This is a genomic window from Novosphingobium sp. G106 (genome assembly GCF_019075875.1).
GTDB lineage: Bacteria > Pseudomonadota > Alphaproteobacteria > Sphingomonadales > Sphingomonadaceae > Novosphingobium.
In genome coordinates this window covers 5,614,970-5,638,086 of sequence record NZ_JAHOOZ010000001.1, presented here as the reverse complement: position 1 = coordinate 5,638,086, position 23,117 = coordinate 5,614,970, and the positions used below count along the sequence as shown (strand labels likewise).

At 62.8% G+C, this 23,117-nt stretch carries 20 protein-coding genes and 1 pseudogene; 13 read left to right on the top strand and 8 right to left on the bottom strand.

The window, feature by feature from the left end:
• Positions 1 to 38 precede the first annotated feature (38 nt).
• From KRR38_RS27430 to KRR38_RS27420, 3 genes are all read right to left on the bottom strand, one after another.
• Positions 39 to 230, bottom strand: a complete 192-nt coding sequence (locus tag KRR38_RS27430) for a hypothetical protein (RefSeq protein WP_217406576.1) — start codon at positions 228 to 230, stop codon at positions 39 to 41.
• A 222-nt stretch (positions 231 to 452) separates the two neighbouring features.
• A complete protein-coding gene (locus KRR38_RS27425; protein WP_217406575.1) occupies positions 453 to 1,100 on the bottom strand; it encodes a glutathione S-transferase family protein in 648 nt (215 codons plus the stop codon).
• A 57-nt stretch (positions 1,101 to 1,157) separates the two neighbouring features.
• Positions 1,158 to 1,529 (bottom strand): VOC family protein, encoded by a 372-nt coding sequence (locus KRR38_RS27420; RefSeq protein WP_217406574.1) that lies wholly within the window; start codon positions 1,527 to 1,529, stop codon positions 1,158 to 1,160.
• A gap of 83 nt (positions 1,530 to 1,612) precedes the next feature.
• Here KRR38_RS27420 and KRR38_RS27415 point away from each other — a divergent pair, with 83 nt between their 5' ends.
• The 9 genes from KRR38_RS27415 (at position 1,613) to KRR38_RS27375 (ending at position 9,908) form a co-directional block, all read left to right on the top strand.
• Positions 1,613 to 1,996, top strand: coding sequence for a metalloregulator ArsR/SmtB family transcription factor (locus KRR38_RS27415; protein ID WP_309141153.1), 384 nt, complete (start codon positions 1,613 to 1,615; stop codon positions 1,994 to 1,996).
• A complete protein-coding gene (locus tag KRR38_RS27410) occupies positions 1,993 to 2,427 on the top strand; it encodes an SRPBCC domain-containing protein (RefSeq protein WP_217406572.1) in 435 nt (144 codons plus the stop codon). Before KRR38_RS27415 ends, KRR38_RS27410 begins: the two co-directional genes overlap by 4 nt.
• Before the next feature lie 16 nt (positions 2,428 to 2,443).
• Positions 2,444 to 3,187 carry a thioredoxin family protein gene (locus KRR38_RS27405; RefSeq protein WP_217406571.1) on the top strand — a complete coding sequence of 248 codons (744 nt, stop codon included), beginning with the start codon at positions 2,444 to 2,446 and terminating at the stop codon, positions 3,185 to 3,187.
• Complete coding sequence (locus KRR38_RS27400; RefSeq protein WP_217406570.1) at positions 3,187 to 3,399, top strand: hypothetical protein; 213 nt, start codon at positions 3,187 to 3,189, stop codon at positions 3,397 to 3,399. Before KRR38_RS27405 ends, KRR38_RS27400 begins: the two co-directional genes overlap by 1 nt.
• A 12-nt stretch (positions 3,400 to 3,411) precedes the next feature.
• A complete protein-coding gene (locus KRR38_RS27395) occupies positions 3,412 to 4,611 on the top strand; it encodes a serine hydrolase (protein WP_217406569.1) in 1,200 nt (399 codons plus the stop codon).
• Positions 4,612 to 4,888: 277 nt separating this feature from the next.
• Positions 4,889 to 5,434, top strand: a complete 546-nt coding sequence (locus KRR38_RS27390; RefSeq protein WP_217406568.1) for a fimbrial protein — start codon at positions 4,889 to 4,891, stop codon at positions 5,432 to 5,434.
• A gap of 79 nt (positions 5,435 to 5,513) precedes the next feature.
• A complete protein-coding gene (locus KRR38_RS27385) occupies positions 5,514 to 6,272 on the top strand; it encodes a molecular chaperone (protein WP_217406567.1) in 759 nt (252 codons plus the stop codon).
• 84 nt (positions 6,273 to 6,356) lie between these two features.
• Positions 6,357 to 8,894, top strand: coding sequence for a fimbria/pilus outer membrane usher protein (locus tag KRR38_RS27380; protein ID WP_217406566.1), 2,538 nt, complete (start codon positions 6,357 to 6,359; stop codon positions 8,892 to 8,894).
• 15 nt (positions 8,895 to 8,909) lie between these two features.
• Positions 8,910 to 9,908, top strand: a complete 999-nt coding sequence (locus KRR38_RS27375; RefSeq protein ID WP_217406565.1) for a fimbrial protein — start codon at positions 8,910 to 8,912, stop codon at positions 9,906 to 9,908.
• A gap of 15 nt (positions 9,909 to 9,923) precedes the next feature.
• Here the strand turns inward: KRR38_RS27375 and KRR38_RS27370 are convergent, their stop codons facing one another.
• Positions 9,924 to 10,538 carry a response regulator transcription factor gene (locus KRR38_RS27370; RefSeq protein WP_217406564.1) on the bottom strand — a complete coding sequence of 205 codons (615 nt, stop codon included), beginning with the start codon at positions 10,536 to 10,538 and terminating at the stop codon, positions 9,924 to 9,926.
• Between the two features lie 555 nt (positions 10,539 to 11,093).
• On the opposite strand from KRR38_RS27370, the gene KRR38_RS27365 reads away from it, so the two are divergent.
• The gene (locus tag KRR38_RS27365) at positions 11,094 to 11,696 is read left to right on the top strand and encodes a response regulator transcription factor (RefSeq protein WP_217406563.1); all 603 of its coding nucleotides are present in this window, start codon (positions 11,094 to 11,096) and stop codon (positions 11,694 to 11,696) included.
• A gap of 141 nt (positions 11,697 to 11,837) precedes the next feature.
• A pseudogene (locus KRR38_RS36490) lies at positions 11,838 to 12,968 on the top strand (MFS transporter); the annotation flags it as partial.
• Between the two features lie 174 nt (positions 12,969 to 13,142).
• Here KRR38_RS36490 and KRR38_RS27360 read toward each other — a convergent pair.
• Positions 13,143 to 15,512, bottom strand: coding sequence for a TonB-dependent receptor (locus KRR38_RS27360; RefSeq protein ID WP_217406562.1), 2,370 nt, complete (start codon positions 15,510 to 15,512; stop codon positions 13,143 to 13,145).
• 406 nt (positions 15,513 to 15,918) lie between these two features.
• Between KRR38_RS27360 and KRR38_RS27355 the strand changes: the two genes are divergently transcribed.
• Complete coding sequence (locus tag KRR38_RS27355; RefSeq protein WP_217406561.1) at positions 15,919 to 17,334, top strand: methyl-accepting chemotaxis protein; 1,416 nt, start codon at positions 15,919 to 15,921, stop codon at positions 17,332 to 17,334.
• Between the two features lie 334 nt (positions 17,335 to 17,668).
• Complete coding sequence (locus tag KRR38_RS27350) at positions 17,669 to 18,631, top strand: AraC family transcriptional regulator (RefSeq protein ID WP_217406560.1); 963 nt, start codon at positions 17,669 to 17,671, stop codon at positions 18,629 to 18,631.
• Between the two features lie 24 nt (positions 18,632 to 18,655).
• Here the strand turns inward: KRR38_RS27350 and KRR38_RS27345 are convergent, their stop codons facing one another.
• The 3 genes from KRR38_RS27345 to KRR38_RS27335 all read right to left on the bottom strand — a co-directional run bounded on the left by KRR38_RS27345 (position 18,656) and on the right by KRR38_RS27335 (position 23,075).
• Positions 18,656 to 20,206, bottom strand: a complete 1,551-nt coding sequence (locus KRR38_RS27345; protein WP_254515718.1) for a bifunctional diguanylate cyclase/phosphodiesterase — start codon at positions 20,204 to 20,206, stop codon at positions 18,656 to 18,658.
• A gap of 5 nt (positions 20,207 to 20,211) precedes the next feature.
• Positions 20,212 to 20,757 (bottom strand): heme NO-binding domain-containing protein, encoded by a 546-nt coding sequence (locus KRR38_RS27340; RefSeq protein ID WP_217406558.1) that lies wholly within the window; start codon positions 20,755 to 20,757, stop codon positions 20,212 to 20,214.
• A 239-nt stretch (positions 20,758 to 20,996) separates the two neighbouring features.
• Positions 20,997 to 23,075 carry a M13 family metallopeptidase gene (locus KRR38_RS27335; protein ID WP_217406557.1) on the bottom strand — a complete coding sequence of 693 codons (2,079 nt, stop codon included), beginning with the start codon at positions 23,073 to 23,075 and terminating at the stop codon, positions 20,997 to 20,999.
• Positions 23,076 to 23,117: the final 42 nt, after the last annotated feature.

Genomic DNA, 23,117 nt, shown 5'->3' with positions numbered 1-23,117 from the left:
CAAAGCTTGCAGAATTCTCGGCCGTGCCCCTCGCCCGGTCACGCGATGGCGCCGCTTGCCTTCAGCGCCTCTATGTTATCCCATTCGGAGCCAGCTTCCATCAGCACCAGTTCGGTCTGTTCGGAGGTCTGCGGCGCCCGCGTGGTTTCGCCCCGCGCGTGGTCGAACTGGACGGGGCCTCGCGCCAGCTTGATCGGCGCTCCTCCCATAGCCTCGACTTCGAACAGCATGTCGTTGGCAAGGGCCTGCTCGTCATGAGCCAGGTCGAGCAGGCTTTGGAAAGGCGCCCACTGCGATCGCGTCGAAGATCGGTTTCGCTTCGCCCTCCGGCTTCACTTTTGCCTTTCGTCGATCGGTCGGCATCAGCCCGCGCGATTTCCGTCAGCGGCAGACGCGCGGCTTGTCCAATCCCTCCAGGAGCCTGGTTCCCGATCGATGAGGCATTTCCGCCGTCAGCCAGCGGCCGGCCTTTGTTCATCGGCCGCGGCAAAATGGGCCAGTTGATCGGCGTGGGCCTTTCTGAACGACGGACGGTCCGTCACCCGGGCCACATAGTTTTCGGTGGCGGGCCGCTCCCCGTACGAACGAACTTTCGGGATGCGCAGGATGTCTGCCGTCAGGAGATCCGCAGCGGTGAAACGATCGGCAGCGAGCCACTCCCTGTCGCTCAGCACCACCTCGAGATGATCGAGGCGACTTTGCACCCAGCCATCGAGACCGTTGTCCTTCGCGCCCGACAGGCCAAGAAACCACCAGGGAACCGTGACCATCTCGACCGAGTTGAGCGCGGCGATCATCCATTGCATCGTTTCCGCTTCGCCGACCGGATCGCGCGGCATCAGCTTTTCGCTCTTGCGGGCCAGATGTAGCAGTCCGGCACCACTCTCGAACATCTTCAGTTCGCCATCGTCCAGATAGGGCACCTGGCCGAAGGGCTGGCGCGACAGGTGGTTCGTCTCGCGCCCCTCGAACGGGATGGTTCGCACGGTATAGGCAAGCCCCGCTTCCTCGCAGGCCCACCGCAGCCGCAGATCGCGCACGAAACCGCGGGGGCCTTCAGGCACCCAGTCCAGCGTCCAGATGGTCAGATCGTTATCCATGGATCGGCATTCCTTCCGTTTAGGGGGAAACGTTTGGCGCGACGACTTGTCGCAACGTCAATTCGCGCGGTCGTCGTCGAGTTGATGGATCAGCACCGAGTTCCCGTCGGGATCGAAGCAGGTCATCATCCGGCAGTGTGGCCCTCTGACCAGCGTCTCTCCGGCCAGCCGGACCCCGCTCGATCGCAAGCGGGAGACCAGCGCCTCGATATCGTCGACCTCGAAGGCGATGGTTCCTCCGGCCGATGCGCTCGGCGAGTCGGAAAGCACGGTCGTGATCGCGAAGCATCCGCCGCCCGGCAGGTCGTACTCGACCCAGGGCGTGGTCGGTGAGCTTGCGGTCGCCAGGCCGAGCGGGCCTTCGTAGAAGGCGCGGGCGGCAGCCATGTCGGTCACCGGGTACATCGTGAAGGCAACTCTGCGCAGCATGTCCATGCTCCTTCGACAATCGATGGGGGCCTGACGACCGGCACTTGACAGCCGGCCTTCGAGTCTCAATACTTCACTATATGGTGAAGTTACCAGAATCAAGCCTCGACCGCACTTTTGCGGCCCTCGTCGACCCGACGCGCCGGGCGATCCTCGCACGGCTCGAACGCGAGGATGCGCTGTCGGTCACCGAACTGGCGCGGCCCTTCTCGATCAAGATGCCGGCCGTGATGAAGCATCTCGACGTGCTCGGCGATGCCGGCCTGATAACGCGGTCCAAGGAGGGGCGGACGGTCTCGATCCGGCTCGCGCCCGAACCGATGGAGGAAGCGATGCGCTGGCTCACCCGTTACGAACGCTTCTGGTCGGCCAGCCTCGACCGGCTCGCGACCTTCGCCGAGGCTCAGGAGGCGAAGGCACGCAAGTTTGAAGCTAGCGGGGCCGAAGCGAAGGAGAAGGGCGAATGACGAGTCTTACCCTGGTGCGCCGGATCGCCGCGCGCCCGTCGATCGTGTTCGCTGCCCTGACCGAGCCGGACGGTATCGCCTGCTGGTGGGGTCCGGACGACGGGCCGGTGCTGCTCGCCGAAACCGACCTGCGCGTCGGCGGCCGCTTTAAGGTGCGGTTCCGCATGCTCGACGGCAGCGAGCACCAGAGCGAGGGCGAGTATCTCGAGGTGGACGAGCCCAGGCGGCTGGTGATGAGCTGGTGCTGGACCGCGGGCGGCGAGCCCGAGGAGGACGGCGCCGTCTCGCGCGTCGAGATCGACCTCAGACCGATCGAGACCGGCACCGAGCTGACCTTCACCCACGCCCAGCTCACGAACGAAGCATCGCGGGCCAGCCACGAGCAGGGCTGGAACGGCGCGCTCGACAAGCTGGTGCGCCAATTCGCTTAGAGTGAGGAGACCGACGATGAAGCATGAGATCGTATCGCGGGCCGAATGGCTCGAAGCGTCGCGCGCATTGCTCGCCGAGGAAAAGGTCTGGACCCACGAACGCGACCGGATTTCCGCCAAACGCAGAGCCTTGCCGTGGGTCAGGCTCGAGAAGGACTACGTGTTCGAAGGCCCCGACGGCCGCATCACCCTGGCCGAGCTGTTCGACGGGCGCAGCCAGCTGATCGTCTATCACTTCATGTTCGCACCGGAATGGGAGGAAGGCTGCACGGGCTGCTCGTTCCTGTCCGACCAGGTCGACGGCGCCCGCCGGCATTTCGAGCACAAGGACGTGAGCTGGGTAGCCGTGTCGCGCGCGCCGATCGCGAAGCTCGAAGCCTATCGCCGGCGAATGGGCTGGAGCTTCCGCTGGGTCTCTTCGGCGGCGAGCGACTTCAACTTCGATTTCCATGTGTCCTTCACCGAGGACCAGCGGCGAAACGGCGTGTTCTACAATTTCGAGGATCAGCCCGATCCCGAGATCGACGAGCTGCCCGGCGCCAGCGTCTTCGCGCTGGGCGAGGATGGAGAAATCTACCACACCTATTCAAGCTATGCGCGCGGGAACGAGACGACGCTCCCCGCCTATGGCTGGATCGACATGGTACCGAAGGGCCGCGACGAGGGCGCCGGCGGCAATCTCGGCGACTGGGTGAAACGGCACGACAGCTATCCCAACGACGGCCGCACCCACGAAATCGCGTCAGCCGGAGCCGCCTGATGCTGTGCTGCGGCCTGCTGGCCGTGATCGCGGCGGCCCTGGCGGGATCGTGGCGGCGTCTTGGTGCCGCGCGGTGGATCGTGCCGGCCGCCGCCGCCCTGCTCGCGATCCCCGCCGTGGCATCGGTTGCGGGCGAGCGGAGTGTTCCGCCGAGCCGAGCGGATATAGCAGCGCGCGCGATGCAGATGCTTTGCGGTGAGCCCGCCAAATAGAAAAGGCAATCGATGTCGGGACAGACTTTCAGCGCCGGGTGCCTCGTGGCGCTTCGGGACACGATCGAGCGCCACGTTGCCAGCGATGCGGCCCCCGGAGCGGTAGGCCTGGTGCACCGCCGCGGCGAGACGCATGTCATGGCGATCGGAACCACGGTAGTCGGCGGCAATGAGCCGATGGCGCGCGATTCCGTGTTCCGCATCGCCTCGATGACCAAGCCCGTCACCGCGGCCGCGGTCATGATGCTGGTCGACGAAGGCTTGCTCGCGTTGAGCGATCCTGTCGAGCGCTGGCTGCCCGAACTTGCGGACCGGCGGGTTCTGCGAAGCCTCGACGCCGAGCTCGACCATACCGTGCCCGCACGGCGGCCGATCACGGTCGAAGACGTCCTGACCTTCCGCCTCGGCCTTGGCTTGGTCATGGCCCCGCCTGGCACCTATCCGATCCAGCGCGAGATCGAGCGGCTGGGCCTCATGGGCTTCGGCCCGCCCGATCCGACGGCGCCGCTCGACAACGATGCCTGGATGAAGGGGATCGGCACCCTGCCCCTGTTGGCACAGCCCGGGGAACAGTGGCTCTACACCGCGGGCTCCAACGTGCAGGGCGTGCTCGTCGCGCGAGTTGCCGGCATGCCGTTGTCGCGCTTTCTGGAGGAGCGGATATTCGCGCCGCTCAGCATGGTCGATACCGGCTTCTGGGCACCGCCGGCCAAGCAGGGCCGCCTCGTGCCCGCTTATCACGGCTCGGGCGCGGAGCTCGATTGCTACGACGAGCCGACCTCCAGCGACTGGGGACATCCGCCGGTCTTCGAGGCCGGGGATGCGGGGCTCGTCTCGACGGTCGACGACTTTCTTGCCTTCGCTCGCATGATGCTGGCGGGCGGCAGGCACGATGGCCGGACGATCCTGTCCGAAGCGTCGGTTACGGCGATGACGACCGACCATCTCACCGCTTCCCAACGCAAGGGCGGCACAATGATCCTCGGTGACGGGCACGGCTGGGGCTACGGCCTCTCGGTCGTGGCCGCTGCGGGAGCTCAAAACCTCAGACCCGACGCGATCGGCTGGTCCGGTGGACTGGGCACCTCCTGGTTTAGCGATCCCACCGAGGACTTGACGGCGATCCTTCTGACGCAGCGCGCCTTCGAGGATCCGAGCGGGCCGCCGATACACCATGCTTTCCAGGCAGCCGCCTATGACGCGCTCGCGTGATCGGCGTTGGCTCGATCTACCCAGCCCTTGTGGAGCTTCGGAACGCTTCATCCTGCATCGCCCGATATACCCAACCAGCGAAATCACGAGATTTGGTATGCGAAGAGAGTAGAGCTTCTTCTACCCCGCGCTACGTGGCGATACTTATAAGTAATGGATACTAAGTTCGCTTAACCACGAGGTCAGGGGAGAGGCGTAGTCTTCATCAAGAAGTGCAAAGGCGGCGCCAATCGCCAGAAGCACATCAGCAACGGCCAAAGCTGTTGGGAGATTGCAAATGAAGCACAAGAAGCATACTGGCACCGTAATTATGTTCGCATTGTCGGCCTTCTCTGCGAGCCCGGTCAACGCTGCAGATGGGACGATCTCGTTCACGGGATCTCTCACAGACGCAACTTGCGTCGTGAATGTGAACAATACATCGGCGAACGGATCGGTCGCTTTACCCGCCATTTCCAAACTGAGCCTGCCAAGCGGCGGGGTCGTGGCCGGAGCGACGATTTTCACTTTGAATTTGTCCGGATGCACGACGGGGAAAACGGTAAACGCCTATTTTGAAGCGGGTCCCACTGTAGACACCGTGACCGGAAACCTGATCAACGGCGGGACGGCCGGCAATGTCCAGGTGCAGCTGCTCACCGGAACCGGCGTACCGATCGCGGTGGGTAGCGGCGGCCAGGCCACCACAACCGGGGTCACAACCACCTCGAGCCCGAGCATTACGGACGGAACTCTGAACTATATGGCGCGGTACTATGCGACCGGCGCGACGACGTCGGGTTCGGTGACGACTTCAGTTACCTATTCGCTGACCTATCAGTAGTTCGCGGGGCTTTCCCGGCGGAAAGCATCAACAGCCGAGCCAGGCATTCCAAACATCTCGCTCGACGGGAGCTGGACCTATGTCCGTCATCGATTTCAGGCGCGCGAGCTATCCGCTGGTACTGGCGGCGGCCTGCACATTGGCTCCCGAGGCAGTCCGCGCCGGCGTCGTGGTGGATAGCACACGCGTGGTCTACATATCGACCAAGCGCGAAGTCTCGGTCAGCATGCGCAATGTCGGCGATCGGCCGTCCCTGGTCCAGATCTGGATCGATGCTGGCGATCCCTCCGTTCGGCCCGGCAACGACACCGTTCCGTTCGCCCTGACGCCGCCGCTGTTCCGCCTGGATCCCGCCAAGGCCCAGACGCTTCGGTTGATCTATACGCGGGAACCGCTGGCCAAAGATCGCGAGACGGTATTCTGGCTCAACGTTCTCGACATTCCTCCTCGCGCGTCCAGCGGCCCCGAACCGTCCAACCGCCTGGAGATGGCGTTCCGGCATCGCCTGAAGCTGTTCTTTCGCCCTTCGGGCCTGCCGGGCAGCGCAGACAGCGCCGCCGCATCGGTGACCTGGTCCGTCGCAAGGCGCGGCGAGGATGTCGTCCTGGAAGCACGCAATCCCACGCCATTCTTCGTTTCCTTTGCCGAAGTGCAGCTGGCGGCCGGAAGCGGGATCGTCTCGGGCGAACCTGGCATGCTGGCACCTTTCGCCAACCAGCAATTCAAGCTGTCGAGACAGGCTGCGCCGCTGATCGGGCAGGCCACCGTTCAATATGGCTTCGTCAACGATTTCGGCGCCATCGTCCGCGGCGAAGCCGTGGCGCGCGCGGCGTCCTGATCCTCGGGAATGCCGGGCATGACCGCTTCCAGGCTTGTCCAGTCGTGCGGCTGGCCCCGAAGGTCATTTGCGCTCCCCGCTGCGATGATGATCGCGTTTCCGGCCCAGGCAGAGGCGGACCCGGAAGTCACGCCGGTGGAATTCAATTCGGATTTTCTCCAGGTCACCGGACACAAGGTCGACATCGCCCGCTTTGCCAGAGACAATCCTGTCCTGCCCGGCAGCTACATGGTGGATCTGGCGCTGAACGGCCGCTGGATCGCGCGAACGATGGTGACCTTTACGGCCCCGCCGGGCGCGGCGAGCGCCGTGCCATGCCTCGACAGCGCGATCCTCTCCCGGCTCGAACTCGACATTGCCGCGCTATCGGCTGAGGCCCGTGCCGCACTGGGAAGCGAGCACTGCGCCGATCTCACCGCTGCGGTGGCCGCCGCATCCGTGGAATTCGATCAGTCGGCGCTGCTTCTCTCCATCAGCCTGCCGCAAGCGGCGCTTCGCCACAAAGCCCGCGGCTATGTGAGCCCGGAGAACTGGCAGAGGGGCGTGCAGTCGGCCACCCTTGCCTACGATACGAGCGTTTTTCGGGTCGAAACCGCAGACGCCACCACCACCAGCTTCTACGCCGGGCTGACCGGCGGATTGAACCTCGGCGACTGGCATTTTCGCGAACGCGGCACGCTCAGCGGCACGAACGGCTCATGGCACTACCAGAACGTCGCGCTCTATCTCCAGCGTGACCTGCCTGCCATTCGAAGCACCGTCACGATCGGCGACAGCTTCACCGACGGCGCCCTGTTTGACAGCTTCGGCTTCCGGGGCATCGCGCTGGCGAGCGACGATCGCATGCGTCCTGAATCGCAGCAAGGCTATGCGCCGATCGTCCGCGGCACTGCGCAAACCAATGCCCGGGTTCGCGTCATGCAAAATGGCACCCTGATTCTGGAAACCACGGTTTCTCCGGGGGCCTTCGAAATCGATGACCTCTATCCAACAGGCTATGGCGGCGATCTGCTGGTCACGGTCCTCGAGTCCGACGGCAGCCAGCACAGCTTTACGGTCCCCTATTCCTCGCTGGTACAGCTGCTGCGCCCGCGTGTCTTTCGCTACAGCCTTGCTGCCGGCGACTTGGTCCTGGGCGGCAAGCGAAGTGGCAGCCACTTCTTCCAGGGCACCCTGCAGTACGGGGTGAGCAACACCGTCACAGGCTATGCGGGCATTGCCTTGGCCTCCGGTTACACCTCGGGGCTGGTGGGCGCGGCGCTGAATACGCCGCTGGGAGCCGTCGCGCTCGACGCCACCCTGGCGGGGGCTCGCATCACGCCGCTCGATGTCGACCAAGGCTACAGCGTGCGATTGAGCTACAGCAAAGTGGTGCCGGGCATCCTGACGAATGTATCCGTCGCCGCCTATCGTTACTCTTCCCGCGGTTTCTGGACCATGGATGACGCCCTGATAGCGCGGCGAGCAGCCGGTAGCGGCGGCATTTCGATACCGTCCATACCGCGCCAGCGTAACCGCATCGCGGCCAACGTCAGCCAGAACCTGGGAGGGAGTTGGGGGAACCTTTATCTGACGGGTTCGATCACGAGCTACTGGAACGCGACCGGATCGCGCACGCAGGTCCAGGCCGGCTACAGTAACGTTGCTCCGCTGGGTAACCTCAATCTCAACTATGGCCTGTCTTATGGCCGGCAGCGCGACGACGCCACCGGGCAGACCGAGGACCGCTTCCTGCTCTCGCTATCGCTGGCCCTCAGCGGAAGCCTCAACGCGCCCCGCATGACCGCGAGCCTTGCGCAGGACAGGATCGAAGGGCATTCCCGAACAGGCGGCCAGCTATCGCTAACCGGGACGCTCGGCGACGATCAGGCATTCAATTACAACGCAAACCTCAACCTCGGCCCCGGCGAGACGTCGTTCGGCGTCGGCGCCGGATACCGCGCGCCATTCGCCATGCTTTCGGCCAGCGCGAGTACGAGCGCTTCGTTCAATCAGGTTTCCTTTGGCGCAAGCGGCGGGTTGGTCATGCATCCCGGAGGCATAACGCTTGCCAACCAGCTCGGCGACACCATCGGCATCGTCGAAGCGCCCGGCGCCAAGGGCGCTGCCATAGGCTCGGCGACCGGCGCGCGCATCGACGGCGCGGGCTATGCCATCGTTCCCTATCTCGTCCCTTACCGGCTCAATCAGGTGGACCTCGACCCGCGCGGCTCGGCGATCGACGTCGACCTGACGAACACCAGCCAGCAGATCGCCCCTCATGCCAACGCGGCGGTGATGTTGAAATTCGGGACGAGAAGCGGACCGGGCGTGGTCATCACCGCGCGCCTGCTTGACGGTTCTCCGGTTCCCTTCGGCGCGGATGTCCTGGATGAAACGGATGTGGAGATCGGGTTGGTCGGTCAGAACGGGCAGATGTTCCTGCGAGGCGTTCCCGAGGCAGGCGACCTGCTGGTCAAATGGGGCGCCTCAAGCGACGATCAGTGCCGTTTCGGCTACAGGCTCCCGGTCTCAGGGAAGGATATCGCGCCCCTCGTCAAACTGGAGGTGCTGTGCCGGACCAATATCCCAGGCACGATCCTGGCCGAGCCGGAACCTCGCATCACCGCATTGCCTGTTTGAGATGCGGAGGGCTCCATGAACACGCTATTCGATCTGTTGCGCCGCTCGATCGGCCGCTTGGCCGGGATCTGCCTGCTGCTGGCCCTGGGCTTCAGCTCTCCGGCGCAGGCGATATCGATCGTCATCAGCCCGGCAAACCTGCCATTGAGCCCGGCCGGCCCGTACTCGACAGCGCGAGACAAACCGGTTGGCACGGTCCTGGCGACATCGACATCTACGATCTCCGCGGCCGGTGTCGGTGGCCTGTGCCTGGTTACTACGCTCTTCCTGTCCGGCTCGGCCGCGAACGGCAACACTTTCACGACCGGCGTGCCAGGCCTCGGCGTCAATTTTTACTATTACAACGGAGCAACCCGCACGCAGATCACTCCGGGTCTCCAGGCAAGCCTTGCCTTGTCCTTGAGCGCACCCGGCACACTCACCAGGGTGGATGCCGATCTGATCGTTACCGGACCGATCGGTTCCGGGACGCTGAATGCACTGCCGAGCGTCGGCCTGACTTTCGCGGCCGTCGGCCTGGGATGCGGCGTGCTCAGTCTCAGCGCCCAGACCCTGACGGTGACCGCCAACAATGGAACCGTGACCGGCGTTACCTGCCAGGTCGCCAATCCATCGATTGCGGTGTATCTGCCGGCCGTATCGGTTCAGAAACTCGTGGCGGCCGGGCAGACGGCCGGCGCGACAAGCTTCTCCATTTCGCTCAATTGCGCCACCGGCGGGGCCGATGTCCATGTTACGCTTACGGATACGACAAATGCCGCGAACACGTCGACGCTGCCGTCCCTGAAGGGAACCTCGACAGCTGGAAACGTGAAACTCCAGATACTGCGCAGCAATGGAAGCGCGATAAATTATGGCCCGGACTCTGCGGTTGCGGGCACGACGAACCAATGGCTGGTCGGTCCGTCAGGTTCGATCTCGTCCATCCCGCTTACGGTCCAATACTACGCGACCGGTGTAGCGACTCCCGGCCTGATTCAGGCAGCCGCCACCTTTACACTCAGCTATCAATAAAACCTCCGATCGAGTTCACTCCGCAGGATTCAAAGACAAGGATGTGTAAAGCGCAATGCGGATCGCATCCGTCGTACATTTTGCCTTGAGCTTGCCCATCATATGGGCGCGATGAACTTCAACAGTACGAGGGCTTATGCCCAACTGTTCTGCTATAGCGCGATTCTGGAGGCCCGAGGCTACACCGGCAAGCACCTGCAGCTCTCGGCTGGACAAGCATTCGATGCTCCGCCTGGCGGCAGCCTCGCGCACCCTCGCCAAACCGAAACTGTCGGTCCGCTCGCGAGCCAGCGCGAGCTTGCTTGTCGCCCTGTCCTTATCAAGGGGTAGCGTCCAATAATCGATTGCCCCTTCGAGTATGGCATCGACGATGCGATCCGGCTGTGGCGCTTCACTATAGGCGATTATCGGCAACCAGACGCCTGTGCTGGGAAGCCGGCCCGCAAGGTGGGCGACGCTCTCCTCCGTATCGTGAACCAGGATATGGCCGTCGCTTGGCCAATGTCCTTCGAGCTCTGAATCATTCTCGAAAGGCTCGATGTGGAACTGCATTCCCAGAAAAAACCGCGAGATCTCCGCTCTGCGATGCGAATTGCCGTCAATGAGTGTTATTCGTTTGCTGATGTCCATATTCTACCCGGCAACATCCACGAAATTTCCCCAAATATCTAAAAAACCATGACAATTCTCGAACCGGCGCGCGAGAGTTCCTTTATTCCCACCCGCCCTGTCAAATTAAAAAACGACAACTCCGCTTAACTTTACGCGACAATATCCGTGAAAATCACAGACAACTGGGGGAATTGGACCCCAAAAGGCATCACAAGAGTTAATGCGCCATTCTGGATGTATACAAGGTGCCGATGAGCATTCGTATAGCCGGCCATCTCGTTCAAAAATGCCACGCTGTTACTGACGAGCAGCACTTCCTCCACCGCGCATGAGCAGATCTCCGGGTGTGATAGCCGCCGACATTTCGGTTGCCGACAGGAATTCCCGCACCGATCGCGCCGAAATATTTGCATATGGCGCCGGGACGACCGGCGACCCATGGAAACGGCTATCCGGTCGGAATATCTTAACTTACCAAAGATCAACATGGTGAACGAAAAGTGCAATAGGCAACACATCAGCGAGGCCATCGTGTTTCATCCGGATATTAAATCGCGGGGCAGACGAATCTAAATGGTCACTTTCAACAAGTTGTTTGTCGTGGATGAAGATTGTACTCGCCGCGCAGCGATTGCTTTCGAACTTTCAAAAGGCGGCTACAGCGTCCTGCCGCTCGAAGACCCCAACGAATTGTTCCAGCTTCCACCCGACGGCGCCCCCATTCTGGTGCACGACAATGGCAGCGCGGTGCCAAAGGCAAAAGAACTGGCAAGAAAGCGCGAGTGCTGGTCGCCATTGGTCGCATTCGACGAAGTATGCGATTCCCAGCGCGTCGCCGCAGCAGCGATGGAAGGTGCCAGGGACTATCTGATCTGGCCGTTCAGCCACACCGATGTCGAAAAGAGCATCGAGCGCAGCCATCGATGGAATGGCAACATTGTTAACTGGAAAGTCCGCTATGAGGCCTCGGCCGACAAAGTTCGGAACCTCAATTCACGGGAAAGAGAGATCATGGCAAAAGTTGTCGATGGCCTCTCGAGCCGGGAGATCGGAGATGAACTGGGAATCAGCCCGCGAACGGTAGAAGCCCATCGCGCAAGTGTCATTTCCAAGTTCAAGGCGCGCGGACCTTCGGATTCCATTCGTATCTGGGTCGAAGGCACCTTCATGATCTAGCCGGGACCGGGCGCGTGAAATCGCCCAAGTATTAACTTGTTAACTTCGACCGTGCCTGGCTTGCGTTGCGGTGGGCCGAACCGCAATGAGTCAAACCGCCCGGATCGGGCGCGTGCCCATCGCGCTAGGTGACCGCTCCGAATGTTCCCCCGCCCAATGCCGAGTATCGCCATGTGCCGGGCTGCCGGGGATCGGCTACCACAAGGACCCTCGGCAGATACGCCCGCACCACCCGCGAATGCCCGCCTCGGTGTCACGATCCTCTTCGCTGGCGTGACGGTCAATCTGTTCGACCGGCAGGTCATCAACGTCGTGGCGGAGAGCATCAAGGCGGAATTGCATGTCAACGACGCCGGACTGGGCCTGCTGACCGGCGCAACCTTCGGCCTGTTCTTCGCTGCCGTGGCACTTCCCATGGGGTGGCTGGCCGACAGGACGGATCGTCGAAAGCTGCTCGCGGCGATGGTGGTGCTGTGGAGCGCCTCGACCTTGGTCTGCGGGCTTGCTTTTGGCTATCTCACGCTGGCTCTGGGCCGGATCGGTATTGGTCTGGGCGAAGGCGGTGCCCAGCCAGCAAGCACAGCGCTCGTCGCCGACCTTGCCTCACCCCGGCGACGCAGCTCCGCCCTGTCGCTGATGTTCGTGGGCGTCCCGGTCGGCACCCTGCTGGGCTATTTCGTCGGCGGTCAGGTCTCGCAGCTCTGGGGTTGGCGGGCCGCCTTCCTCGTTGCCGGGGCACCCGGATTTCTCGTGGCGCTGCTGATCCTCGCCTTTGTAAAGGATCCGCGTCCGCGCACTGCTCTGCACCGCGACGGCACGATGACGGCGGCGATCATAGCGGTCGTCCGCACGCGTGGTATGGGCTCGCTGGCCGTGGCGCTGTCCGCATCCAGCTTCGTCGCCTATGCGACAAACGCCTGGATTCCCGCGTTCTTCATGCGTGCGCATGGGATGAGCGTGGCCGAGATCGGCCTCTACGGCGCGCTTGCGGTCGGGAGCTCCGGCGCGCTCGGCGTGGTCGGCGCAGGTCCGCTCTGCGATTGGCTGCGGAAGCGCACGGCGCACCCCGAAGCCTGGTTCATGGTCGCCGCGACCAGCCTGAGCATTCCCGCCACGCTGGTGATGGTCACAGCCGACGACAGGTGGCTGGCGCTGGCGGCGATGACGCTGCTCCAGGCGCCGGCCTTCGCCTGGCCCGCTCCGGCAACGCGGCTGATCCAGGATGCGGCGGGACCGAGCCACCGGGCCTTGGCGGTCGCCGTCTGCTCGACCGCGGCGTCGGTCTTCACGCTGTGCCTCGGCATTCCCGCCGTCGGACTTGTCAGCGACCTGATGGCGCCGATGAGCGGCGCTCACTCGGTCGGCCATGCGCTGTGCCTGCTGGCCGTGCCGGTCGCGCTGATCGGCGCTGCGGCTTACGGCCGCGTGCTGATGTCGGGAACGGGATTAGTACCGGAAGCTCGCCGACAGTCCGTAGCTGCGCGGATAGGATCGACTGACGCGGATCGCCGTGCTGCCCGGAAAGATGCCGTTGCGAAGCCCGAACACACCGTCGAGCACCTGGTAGAATCGGCCGAGCGCATAGGACGCGTCGGTCAGGTTGGTGCCGAACAGCGACAGGGCCCAACGACGATCGACAGCGTTCAGCGTCATGCGCGCGTCGAGTAGCGCATAGCCCTTCTGGATGGTCTGCGGATTGACGTCTGATCCCAGCCCCAGAAACTGGCTGGTGACGAACGAGAGGCCCAGGTTCGCGTCGACCCGCCCTTGCGTCCAATCGGCGGCGACGCGGCCCGTCCAATTCGGCGAGGCGGTGGTGGGCTTGCCTTTGAGGTCCTGCGTGCCGCCCAGCCCAGGCAGGCCCGGCGCATTGGGATATTCGAGGAACCGCGAATCCAGGTAGGCGATCGACGAGGTCAGCCTGAGGCCCCCGCCCGGCGAAGCGATCATGTCATATTCGAAGCCCTGCTGGCGCATGCTCCCCGCGTTGAGCACGACGAAGCTGATCCCGTCGAAGGCGCGATCCTGATAGCCGTCGATGTCCATGCTGTAGAGCGTGAGATTGGCAGTGAGCCGGCCGGACAGCCAGCTTGTCTTGGCTCCCAGCTCGACATTCCTTGAGGTCTCGCGTGCGAACAGGCGCCTGGTTGAGACGAGCTTGCCGCTTGCATCGAAAGTCGAAAGCGGCGTCGCCCCGCCGCCGCTGTTGTAGCCGGCCGATTTGTACCCCGTCGACAGCGATGCGAAGACCAGGATGTCCGGCCTTGGCTGGTAACCGAGGCCCAGGCGATAGGTGAGCCGCTCGTCGCGGACGTCTGGCAGCGTCAGCACTTCGGGTGCGCGCAGCAGGGCGACATAGGGATTGGTGATCGTCTGCGAATAGCTGCCTTGCTTGCGGTCCAGGGTGTAGCGGCCACCGAGCGTAAGGCTCAGCGCCCCGGTCAGATGGATGGTCGCCTGACCATAGGCGGCATAGCTCCGGGTCGCCTGCGCGACTTTCTGACTGGTGGCGTCCTGGCCGCCCCCTGCCGCCATGAAGGCGTTGCATCCGACCCGGTTGCCTCCGGGCGGCGCGACGATGTCGCAATAGGCGGCGCGCATCTGGAACTTCTCGCCCAGCGCATAGTCCTCGCTGAACAGATAGACACCGCCGACCATGTCGAGCCGGCCGCCGAGCCATCCGCGCTCGGGCGAGATGAACTGCAGCTCGTGGTTATGGCTCCTCGATCGATAGTTCCCCACGCGCGAAAGGATCGGGACAGGCGTGTAGATGACATCACCGTCGAGCTGCCGGTTGCGCCAGTCGCGATAGCTGTCGATCAGGCGAACGGTGGTCCCGTCATGATCGAATGACAGCGTGCTCCAGAGGCCCCACTGCCGGTCGTCTAAGCTGGCGGTAACCGACTGGTTCATGCGGGTGTCGTCCAGTTCCAGGTCGGGAAGCACTCCACCGAGACGCGATCGGAACGCGGAAAGCTGCGCGAGCGAAACGCTGTCGGCGTCGAAATCGATATCGCTGGAACCGTCGCCCTTTGTCCGCAGGCGCTCGACGCGGACCAGCCAGGTCAGTCCGCCCGCCTCGGCCTTGTAGCTGGCACGCAGGCCCAGGTCGTCGGCGCCGCCATAACGCTTGCCATCGAAGCGATTGCGCCAGAAGCCGCCGAACCACTGGGCGCTACCAGCAACGCGAAGCGCCATGGCGCTGCCCAGCGGCAGATTGACATAGCCGTTCAGCTTATAGCGCGAACCGTTGCCGACTTCCTCGGCCAGGCCGGCGGAGAAGTTCGCCTTGGGCGGGGCCGTGTTCAGTTGGATCGCGCCCGCGCTGGCGTTGCGACCGAACAGCGTGCCTTGCGGGCCGCGCAGGATCTCGACGCTGTCCATGTCGAGCATGGTCCCGACGATCGCCCCCGGACGGGGAACGTAAACGCGGTCGACAAGAACCGCGACGCTGGGTTCGATGGTCGTGTTGCTCGCCGTTCCGATGCCGCGGATGGCGACCCGCAAGAAGGCCGACTGGGTGCCACGGCTGATCTGGAGGCCCGGCGCGATGCGAGTGAGGTCCGGCGCGCTGGCCACGTTAGCACGCATCAGCGCAGCGGCGTCGAACGCAGCGACCGAGATCGGCACTTGCTGGACGTTCTCGACCCGCTTTTGCGCGGTTACCAAGATCGCGTCCCCGTCTTCCGGGGTGACCGCCGCCTCGGCATGCGCTGCGGTGGCAGCACTCAGCGTGGCAGGAAGGGCAATCCAGAGACGCAGCGGAAAAAGGCGATCGAAATGCCCCCGACGCCCTCCGGTTGCTTGCCCCACCATTAATACCCTCCTGAACGATTTTCCGGCGCGCGCCTTTAGCCGACCGATCCCTGTCGACAACCGGCCGGGCCGCATTTCCACGAGATTATCCGCGAGGGCATGGTCATCCGCGCAATTCACGTCACGCAATTCGCCGATGACGCCACTTACCCTTCGTCCGTCGCGGAAGTTAATTGCTTAAAACCTTTTCTTAACGGCAATTCACCAAGCTCCATTTGCGCAGACGTTCACTCGATCATACCCGCATTCAAGATGACCTTGGAATGATCCGAAGAAGGGGTGAGCTCAAATTGCTATAGAATAAGAATAGTGAATTCATCGAGAAATACACGGGCAGAAAATCCCGGAATTATTGGGGGTCACATGGCCATTGACACAAATTTCGTGAAACCAACGGGAGCAAAGCATGCTGAACTGGTTTGAGAAGAACGCGCCCATCCGCGTCAAATTCAAGGCCCTCCTCGGGGTTCATACCGCCTTCGCCGGCGCCAGCCTCGCCACAACCTATCTCGCGGGCGGCAGCCCTGCCCTGCTCGGCGCGGCAGGTGCGGCCTTTGTCGGGACGGTCGGCACCGTCCTGGTTTCATCCTCCAAGATCTGCACACCCTATGTGAACACGGTGCTGCGCATGGAGGCCCTGGCCGCCGGCGATACCGACAGCTCGATCAACTACACCGACCACAAGGACTGCGTCGGCCGCATGACCAAGGCCATGGCGACCTTCCGCGACAACGCCGTGGAATTGCAGAACGGTGCCAAGGCGCAGGAACGTATCGTCGTCGACGCGCTCGGCATGGGCCTGAAGAAGCTCTCGCAGAACCAGCTCGACTTCCAGCTGAACGAAACCTTCCCCGGCTCCTATGAGGCGCTGCGCCAGGACTTCAACGCGGCGGTCTCCTCGCTGGCCGACACGATCCGTTCGGTCCGCGCCTCGGCCAGCAGCGTGAATGGCGGCGCGACCGAGATCCGATCGGCCTCCGACGACCTCGCCAATCGCAACGAGCGCCAGGCGGCCAACCTCGAGGAAGCCGCTTCGGCGATGAACCAGGTGACCGACAACATCAAGCTGACCGCGGAGCGCGCCACCGTGGTCCAGCGCACGGTGGTGAACACGCACCAGGAAGCCACCGAAGGCGGCCAGGTCGTCGCCCGCGCCATCACCGCCATGAGTGCGATCGAGAAATCGGCCCAGGAAATCGGCCAGATCATCAGCGTCATCGATGCGATCGCCTTCCAGACCAACCTGCTCGCGCTCAACGCGGGCGTCGAAGCGGCGCGCGCCGGCGATGCCGGCAAGGGCTTCGCGGTCGTCGCCAACGAAGTGCGCGCTCTCGCGCAGCGCTCGGCCGACGCTGCCAAGGACATCAAGGAACTGATCACCGCCTCGACCCGCCAGGTCGAGGACGGCGTGACCCTGGTCGCCGAGACCGGCACGCTGCTCGAGAAGATCCTCTCCAGCGTCGGCGAAATCAGCGGCGCGATGAATGAGATCGCCGAGAACGCCAACGCGCAGTCGGTCAATCTTCAGCAGATCAACACGACGGTCGGCGAGATGGACCGGATGACCCAGCAGAACGCGGCCATGGTCGAGCAGTCGACCGCCGCCTCGCGCAGCCTGGCCGACGAGGCCAACGAGCTGACCGCGCTGGTCACGCGCTTCGCCACCGGCGAAGACGCCGGCACCGCACAGCATGCATCGGTGGTACGGACCCTGGCGCCCGCGCGACGCGCCTCTGCGCCAGCGCGCATTCCGCAGGTCCAGGGCAATCTCGCCATAAAGCCGGCCGCCGTCGAGCAAGGCGACGACTGGTCCGACTTCTGACGAAGATGGGGGACAGGCTGTCCCGGCATGTCCCCCTCCTGGATTGTCATGGGTGCAGGAACACGGGCCTTCCGCGCGGAATGGCGCGACATGCCAAATTCTGGACGCGATCGGTTGCGTGCAATCGATGGCGATCTGCTGAAGAACGCAGACTCGGGAAGATGGGGCACCTCCTTCAGCCGCGGAAGCGCCGGCATGACGGCCGGGCCCTGTCCGCGGGAGCCTGCGCGATAGCGCTTGGCCTCCCGCGTCACCAAGCATCCGCGTGCCCGAGCGCCACCCGTTGGAGCAGTATTAGTTGTACAAAGTCCGCGCCGTTTCATTGTCGAACTTCGTGGACGTCGCACGCGAAGTCGGTATCGATCCATATGAGGCATTTCGCCGGACGGGCATTACCCAAGCCATGCTGGAACGTCCGGAAGACCGGATTCCCGCCAAGCTGGCGGTCGACCTTTTCGAATTCGCCTCGGCGAGATCGGGCTGCGATAGCTTCGGTCTGCGCATGGCAGAGAACCGCAGCCCCGCCACGCTCGGCCCGTTGAGCCTGCTTCTGGAGCGCGTGGCGACCGTGCGCGGCACGGTGCAGGTGCTCATCGACTACCAACGGCACATCAACAACATCCTGACCATAGCCTGGGAAGATCGCGCGGGCACGCCCTGCATCCGGTTCGAGATGGTTCCCCAATGCCTGCAGCCACAGGTCGTCGATCACTCGGTGGCGCTGGGCTTCCAGGCGATCCGCTGGGCATCGGGCGGCCAATGGTCACCTCTTTCCATCCATCTCACCCGCAAGGCTCCGGCCAACCTGTCCGTCTTTCAGCGATTCTACCCATGCCCGGTCAATTTCAGCAGCACCTTCAATGGGCTGCGCTGCACGGAAGCATCGCTGGACATCGGCAATCCGCTGGCCGACGCAACGATGGCGCAGCACATGCGCCAGCTTCTGGCGCTCGTCGAACTGGAAGAAGGCAATGAAGCGATTGGCGAACAGGTCAAACGCGCGATCACGCTCCTGCTGCCCAATGGCCAAGCCACCGTGGCCAATGTTGCCATGCATCTTAGCATGAGCGTGCGCACGCTGCAGCGGGTTCTGGACGGCGAGGGGCAATCCTTCGCAACCTTGCTGAACGACATGCGCAGGGAACTGACAAAGCGCTACCTGCTGGGCGGCGATCACTCGGTAGCCATGGTGGCCGAACTGATCGGCTATTCGTCGGCAAGCTCGTTCAACCGCTGGTTCAATGCAGAGTTCGGATGTGCGCCGCAAAAATGGCGCGCCGACGCAGCGGGCCGGTGACGAAGTCGTCGCACAGCCAGGGCGTCATCCAGCGATACTATTCCGGGCCAGAAACGCCTCACACTCAGAATGAGTCATCGGTCGACTGAAGAGAAAGCCTTGGCCTTGCGGGCATCCCAAGGCCTGAAGGGCTTCTTTCTGACCGACGGTTTCGATCCCCTCCGCCACCACGTTCAGCTTGAAGGCGGTGGCCAAATGAATGATGGCATCGACAATCGTTCGGGAATCCTTGTCGTATTCCAAATTTTCGACGAACGTCTTGTCGATTTTGATCGTTTTGAGCGGTATCTTTAAAAGATAAGAGAGATTGGAATACCCGATCCCGAAGTCATCCAAGGAAATCGCTATACCTCGATCGACGAGCTCTGCCAATTTGGGAAGAGAATCTTCGTCCGCCGTGGCAAAATGGTTTTCCGTTATTTCCAATTCGAGTGCGGCCGGCGGTATTTTGCTCTCGGCCAAGACGCTATCGATCGTTGACATGAAATCAGGCCGCTTCAAATGGCACGGCGAGAGATTGACCGACACATGATCCATATATCCGGCCGCGATCCAGGCCCCGGCGGCAGCGCAGGATTGCGTCATGATCTGCCATTCCAGGTCCCGTATCAGGCCGATTTCCTCCGCCAGGGGGACGAATACCGCCGGTGAAATCGGCCCTCGCTTGGGATGATCCCAGCGGGCCAGAACCTCGACGCCAATCGGCCTCGCCGAGCCAAGGTCGAACTTGGGCTGATACCAGGCGACGATCTGCCGATTGGCGACGGCCGACCGCAAGTCTGCTGCCAGTTGCCGATTTTCCTCGAAATCGCGCAACAATCGGGGGTGGAAGCCCGTATGCCCATTCCGACCGCTGCGCTTGGTCGCATAGAGCGCAATGTCGGCGTAGCGCATCAGATCGATCGACGTGGCTGCATCCCCGGGGAAGCAGGCCGTGCCCACGGATGCAGATATCCGCATTTCCCGCTCGCCGAACCAGTAGGGGTGAGACAGCTCTTTCAGCAGATCCCTGCAGATGCCATCGACACGTTCGATATGATGCTTGCCGAAGCACAATGCGGTGAATTCATCGCCTCCCAATCGGGCAATGAAGCTGCCATCGGGCAGGACGGCGCGGAACCGATCGGCCACCTGGCGGAGCAAATCATCCCCGGCGGCATGACCCAGATGGTCATTGACCTCCTTGAAATTGTCGAGGTCTATGGCCAGCATGACGAAAGGTTCGGTAGCGTTCTCCCCGCTTGCCGTTCTCGCCAGCAACTCGCCGTTGAGGCTTGCGCGGTTCGAGAGATTCGTCAGCGCATCATGCGCAGCAAGCGATACGGCACGCTCTCTTTCCGCCTCGAGTTCCGATGTTCGCTCGATTACCTTGCGCTCAAGCGTCTGATTCAAGAGGAACAACTGCCGCGACTTTGCCTCGAGAATCTCTTCCGCCGCCGTGCGCGCAGCGCGTTCACGGCGCGCACGATCACGCAGACGCTGACTGCGCCATTCGAGCTCTATTATCGCAGCCTCATTGTCCGCCGCAGGCAGGGCAAAGGTATGGGCATTCTCGAACGCCCGCGCAGATTCCATCCTGCTCACGACCGAATTTCAACATGAAAACGCACTGTCGGTCTATCGGCGAAATCGACACTTTCCGTCAGAATTTCGACATTCTCGTGATAGTGATCGGCAACCCCGGAAATGAGCCCAGTCGCAAGATCGGAAAGTGATCTGCAGCTAGCATAGTCCATTACGATAGAATTTTTTCTTATCTCTATGGTCTTGAAAGTCGGCAACTGCGCATCCGGGTACAGCTTCTTGACCTCGACATGGATATTATCTTCCACTTGGTTTAGAAGCTCTATCGTCCCACCATATCTTACAAATATATCGGGCCATTTTCTAGAGAAAGCGCCAACAAGATATTTCCCGAATAAACGAAGAATGTCGGGAGCCTTACTCCCCGTAAATTGACAATATAAACCAAGAAGCTTTGCCAATTCAGAAAAATCATACGTTCCGACGGACGTATACACCCCCTTGCCCGGCAGTTTCGCATGAAAAATCAAATCATCGACAAAATCGTCACCATGCCGATCCTCTGCAAAGGCAAGAAACTCGGTGAAAATGATGCCCTTCAAAGTGGCGCCCTCCCGTTCTCAGACTTCGGATAGAGAGCGCAGCCCCACTCGCGTCGCGCATCTTGCTCATCATACGCTATGCCTGAGCCTGGCAAGGTTAAAGAGCTTTTACCAAAGCCTGGCATCCCTCTGCCGCGGGTGAAGCAGACGCCATATGTCAATATAATGGCGCGATCGGCGGTATTAACTACGAGGGGTACCGCTTACCTGACGCCAGCAGACGACATCTTTCTGCGACTCTACCAGATCCGGACGCGCTTTTCCGGCGGGAGATAGAGCTTGTCGCCGGGCTTGACGTCGAAGGCCCTGTACCACGCGTCGAGATTACGCACGGTCTGGGCGCGATACATGCCCGGCGCGTGGCCGTCGGTCGCGATGCGCGCGCGCAAGGCTTCGTCGCGCATCTTGGTCGCCCAGCTTTGCGCATAGGCGATGAAGAAGCGCTGGTCGCCCGTAAGGCCGTCGATGACCGGGGCCTCGCGTCCGCCGAGCGAGGTACGATAGGCATCGTAGGAGGCGGCGAGGCCGGCGACGTCGGCGATGTTCTCGCCCAAGGTCAGCTTGCCGTTGACGTGCAGGCCGGGGAACGGCTCGTAGGTGTCGTACTGGTCCGCCAGCGCCTGGCCCGCAGCGTTGAAGCGCTGGAGATCGGCGTCGGTCCACCAGTTGCGCATCTTGCCGCTGGCATCGAAGGCCGCACCGTTATTGTCGAAGCTGTGGCTGATCTCGTGGCCGATGACGGCGCCCACAGCGCCATAGTTGAACGCGGCATCGGCCGCAGGATCGAAGAACGGCCGCTTGAGGATCGCCGCGGGGAAGTTGAGCGCATTCTGCACCGGCAGGTTTACCGCGTTGACGAGCTGCGCGTTCATCCACCATTCGCGCCGGTCGAGCGGCTTGCCGATCTTGGCGAGCTGCTGGCGATAGTCGACCAGCGAAGCCGCCTGGGCATTGGCATAGGCGGCCGACGGGCTGACCTTGAGGCTCGAATAGTCACGCCAGTGGTCGGGATAGCCCACGCCCACTTCGATGCCGCGGGCCTTCTCGATCGCCTGCCGCTTCGTCGCCGGCGCCAGCCAGTCGATCGCGTCGATGCGGCGCTCGAAGGCCGTCTTGATATTGCCGACCATCGCCTGCACCGTCGCCCGTGCCGAGGCGGGGAAATACCGCTCGACATAGAGCTTGCCGAGCGCATCGCCCATCGCGCCGTTGATCGCGGCGATGGCACGCTTGTCACGCGGTCGCGGCTCGGCCGTGCCTTGCAGCGCCGTGCCGAAGAAGGCGAAGTGATCGCGGTCGAGCTTGCCCGGCAGGACGTCGCTGTTGCTGTTGATCTGGTGGAACAGCAGCCAGTCCTGCCACGCCTGCAGCGGCTCCGATGCGACCAGCGCCGCGAGCCGGGGGATCGCCGCGGCGTGATAGGCAGCGAAACGCTGCTGCTGGCCGAGCTGTGCCCCAGCAAAGAAGGCATCCCAGTCGATGCCCGGCGCTTTCGCCGCGAAGTCTGCGCGGCTCCATTCGGCGGCCGATTTCTGGAAGTCCTCGCTTTCCGCCCGCGTGACATGGGCCTGCGCGATCTTCATCTCGAGGTCGTAGATGCGCTGTGCCCGAGCGTCGGCATCGGCGATCCCCGCATCGGTCAGAAGCTGCGTGATGTAGGCCCGGTACTTGCCGCGCAGCTCGGCCATCTTGGCGTCGGACGACAGGTAGTATTCGCGCTCGGGCATGCCGAGGCCGCCTTGGAGGAGATAGGGCAGCACGGGGCCGCCGGCGAGCGCCTGGGTGACGAAGATGCCGAACAGGTTCTCGGTCCGGAAATTGGTGGCGTTCAGCGGATCGACATCGGCACGGATCTGCTCGCCAAGCACGCGCGACAGCGCCTTGCGGTCGCGGATCGCGGCAAAGCGGTGCTGGTCGGGCTGGAGCGGCGCCATGCCCGCAGCATCGATCGCGGCGGTATCGAGATAGGCCTTGTAGAAATCGCGAATCCGGCCCTCGTCGCTGGCGGCTGGTGCGTTCGATTTCTCGATGGCGGCGATGAGCTCGGCCAGTTGCTCCTCGGTCTGGTGATCGGCAATGTAGAAACCGCCGATGCTCGACCGATCGGCCGGAATCGGCGTGTTCCTGAGCCAGGCTCCGTTGGCGAAGGTGTTGAAATCGTTGCCGGGCTTGACCGTCTTGTCCATCATCGCAGGATCGACGCCGGCTCCCGTCTGGCTCGCAGCGCTGCTAGGCGGCGCGGGAGTCTGACCGGCCACAGGAAACGCACCGACGGTCGCCGCGCCCAGCATCAGCGCTGCAAGAAGTTTCTTTTCCATCATCCGCCGGTTCCTCTACCGCTTTCAAAGATCAGCCCATGT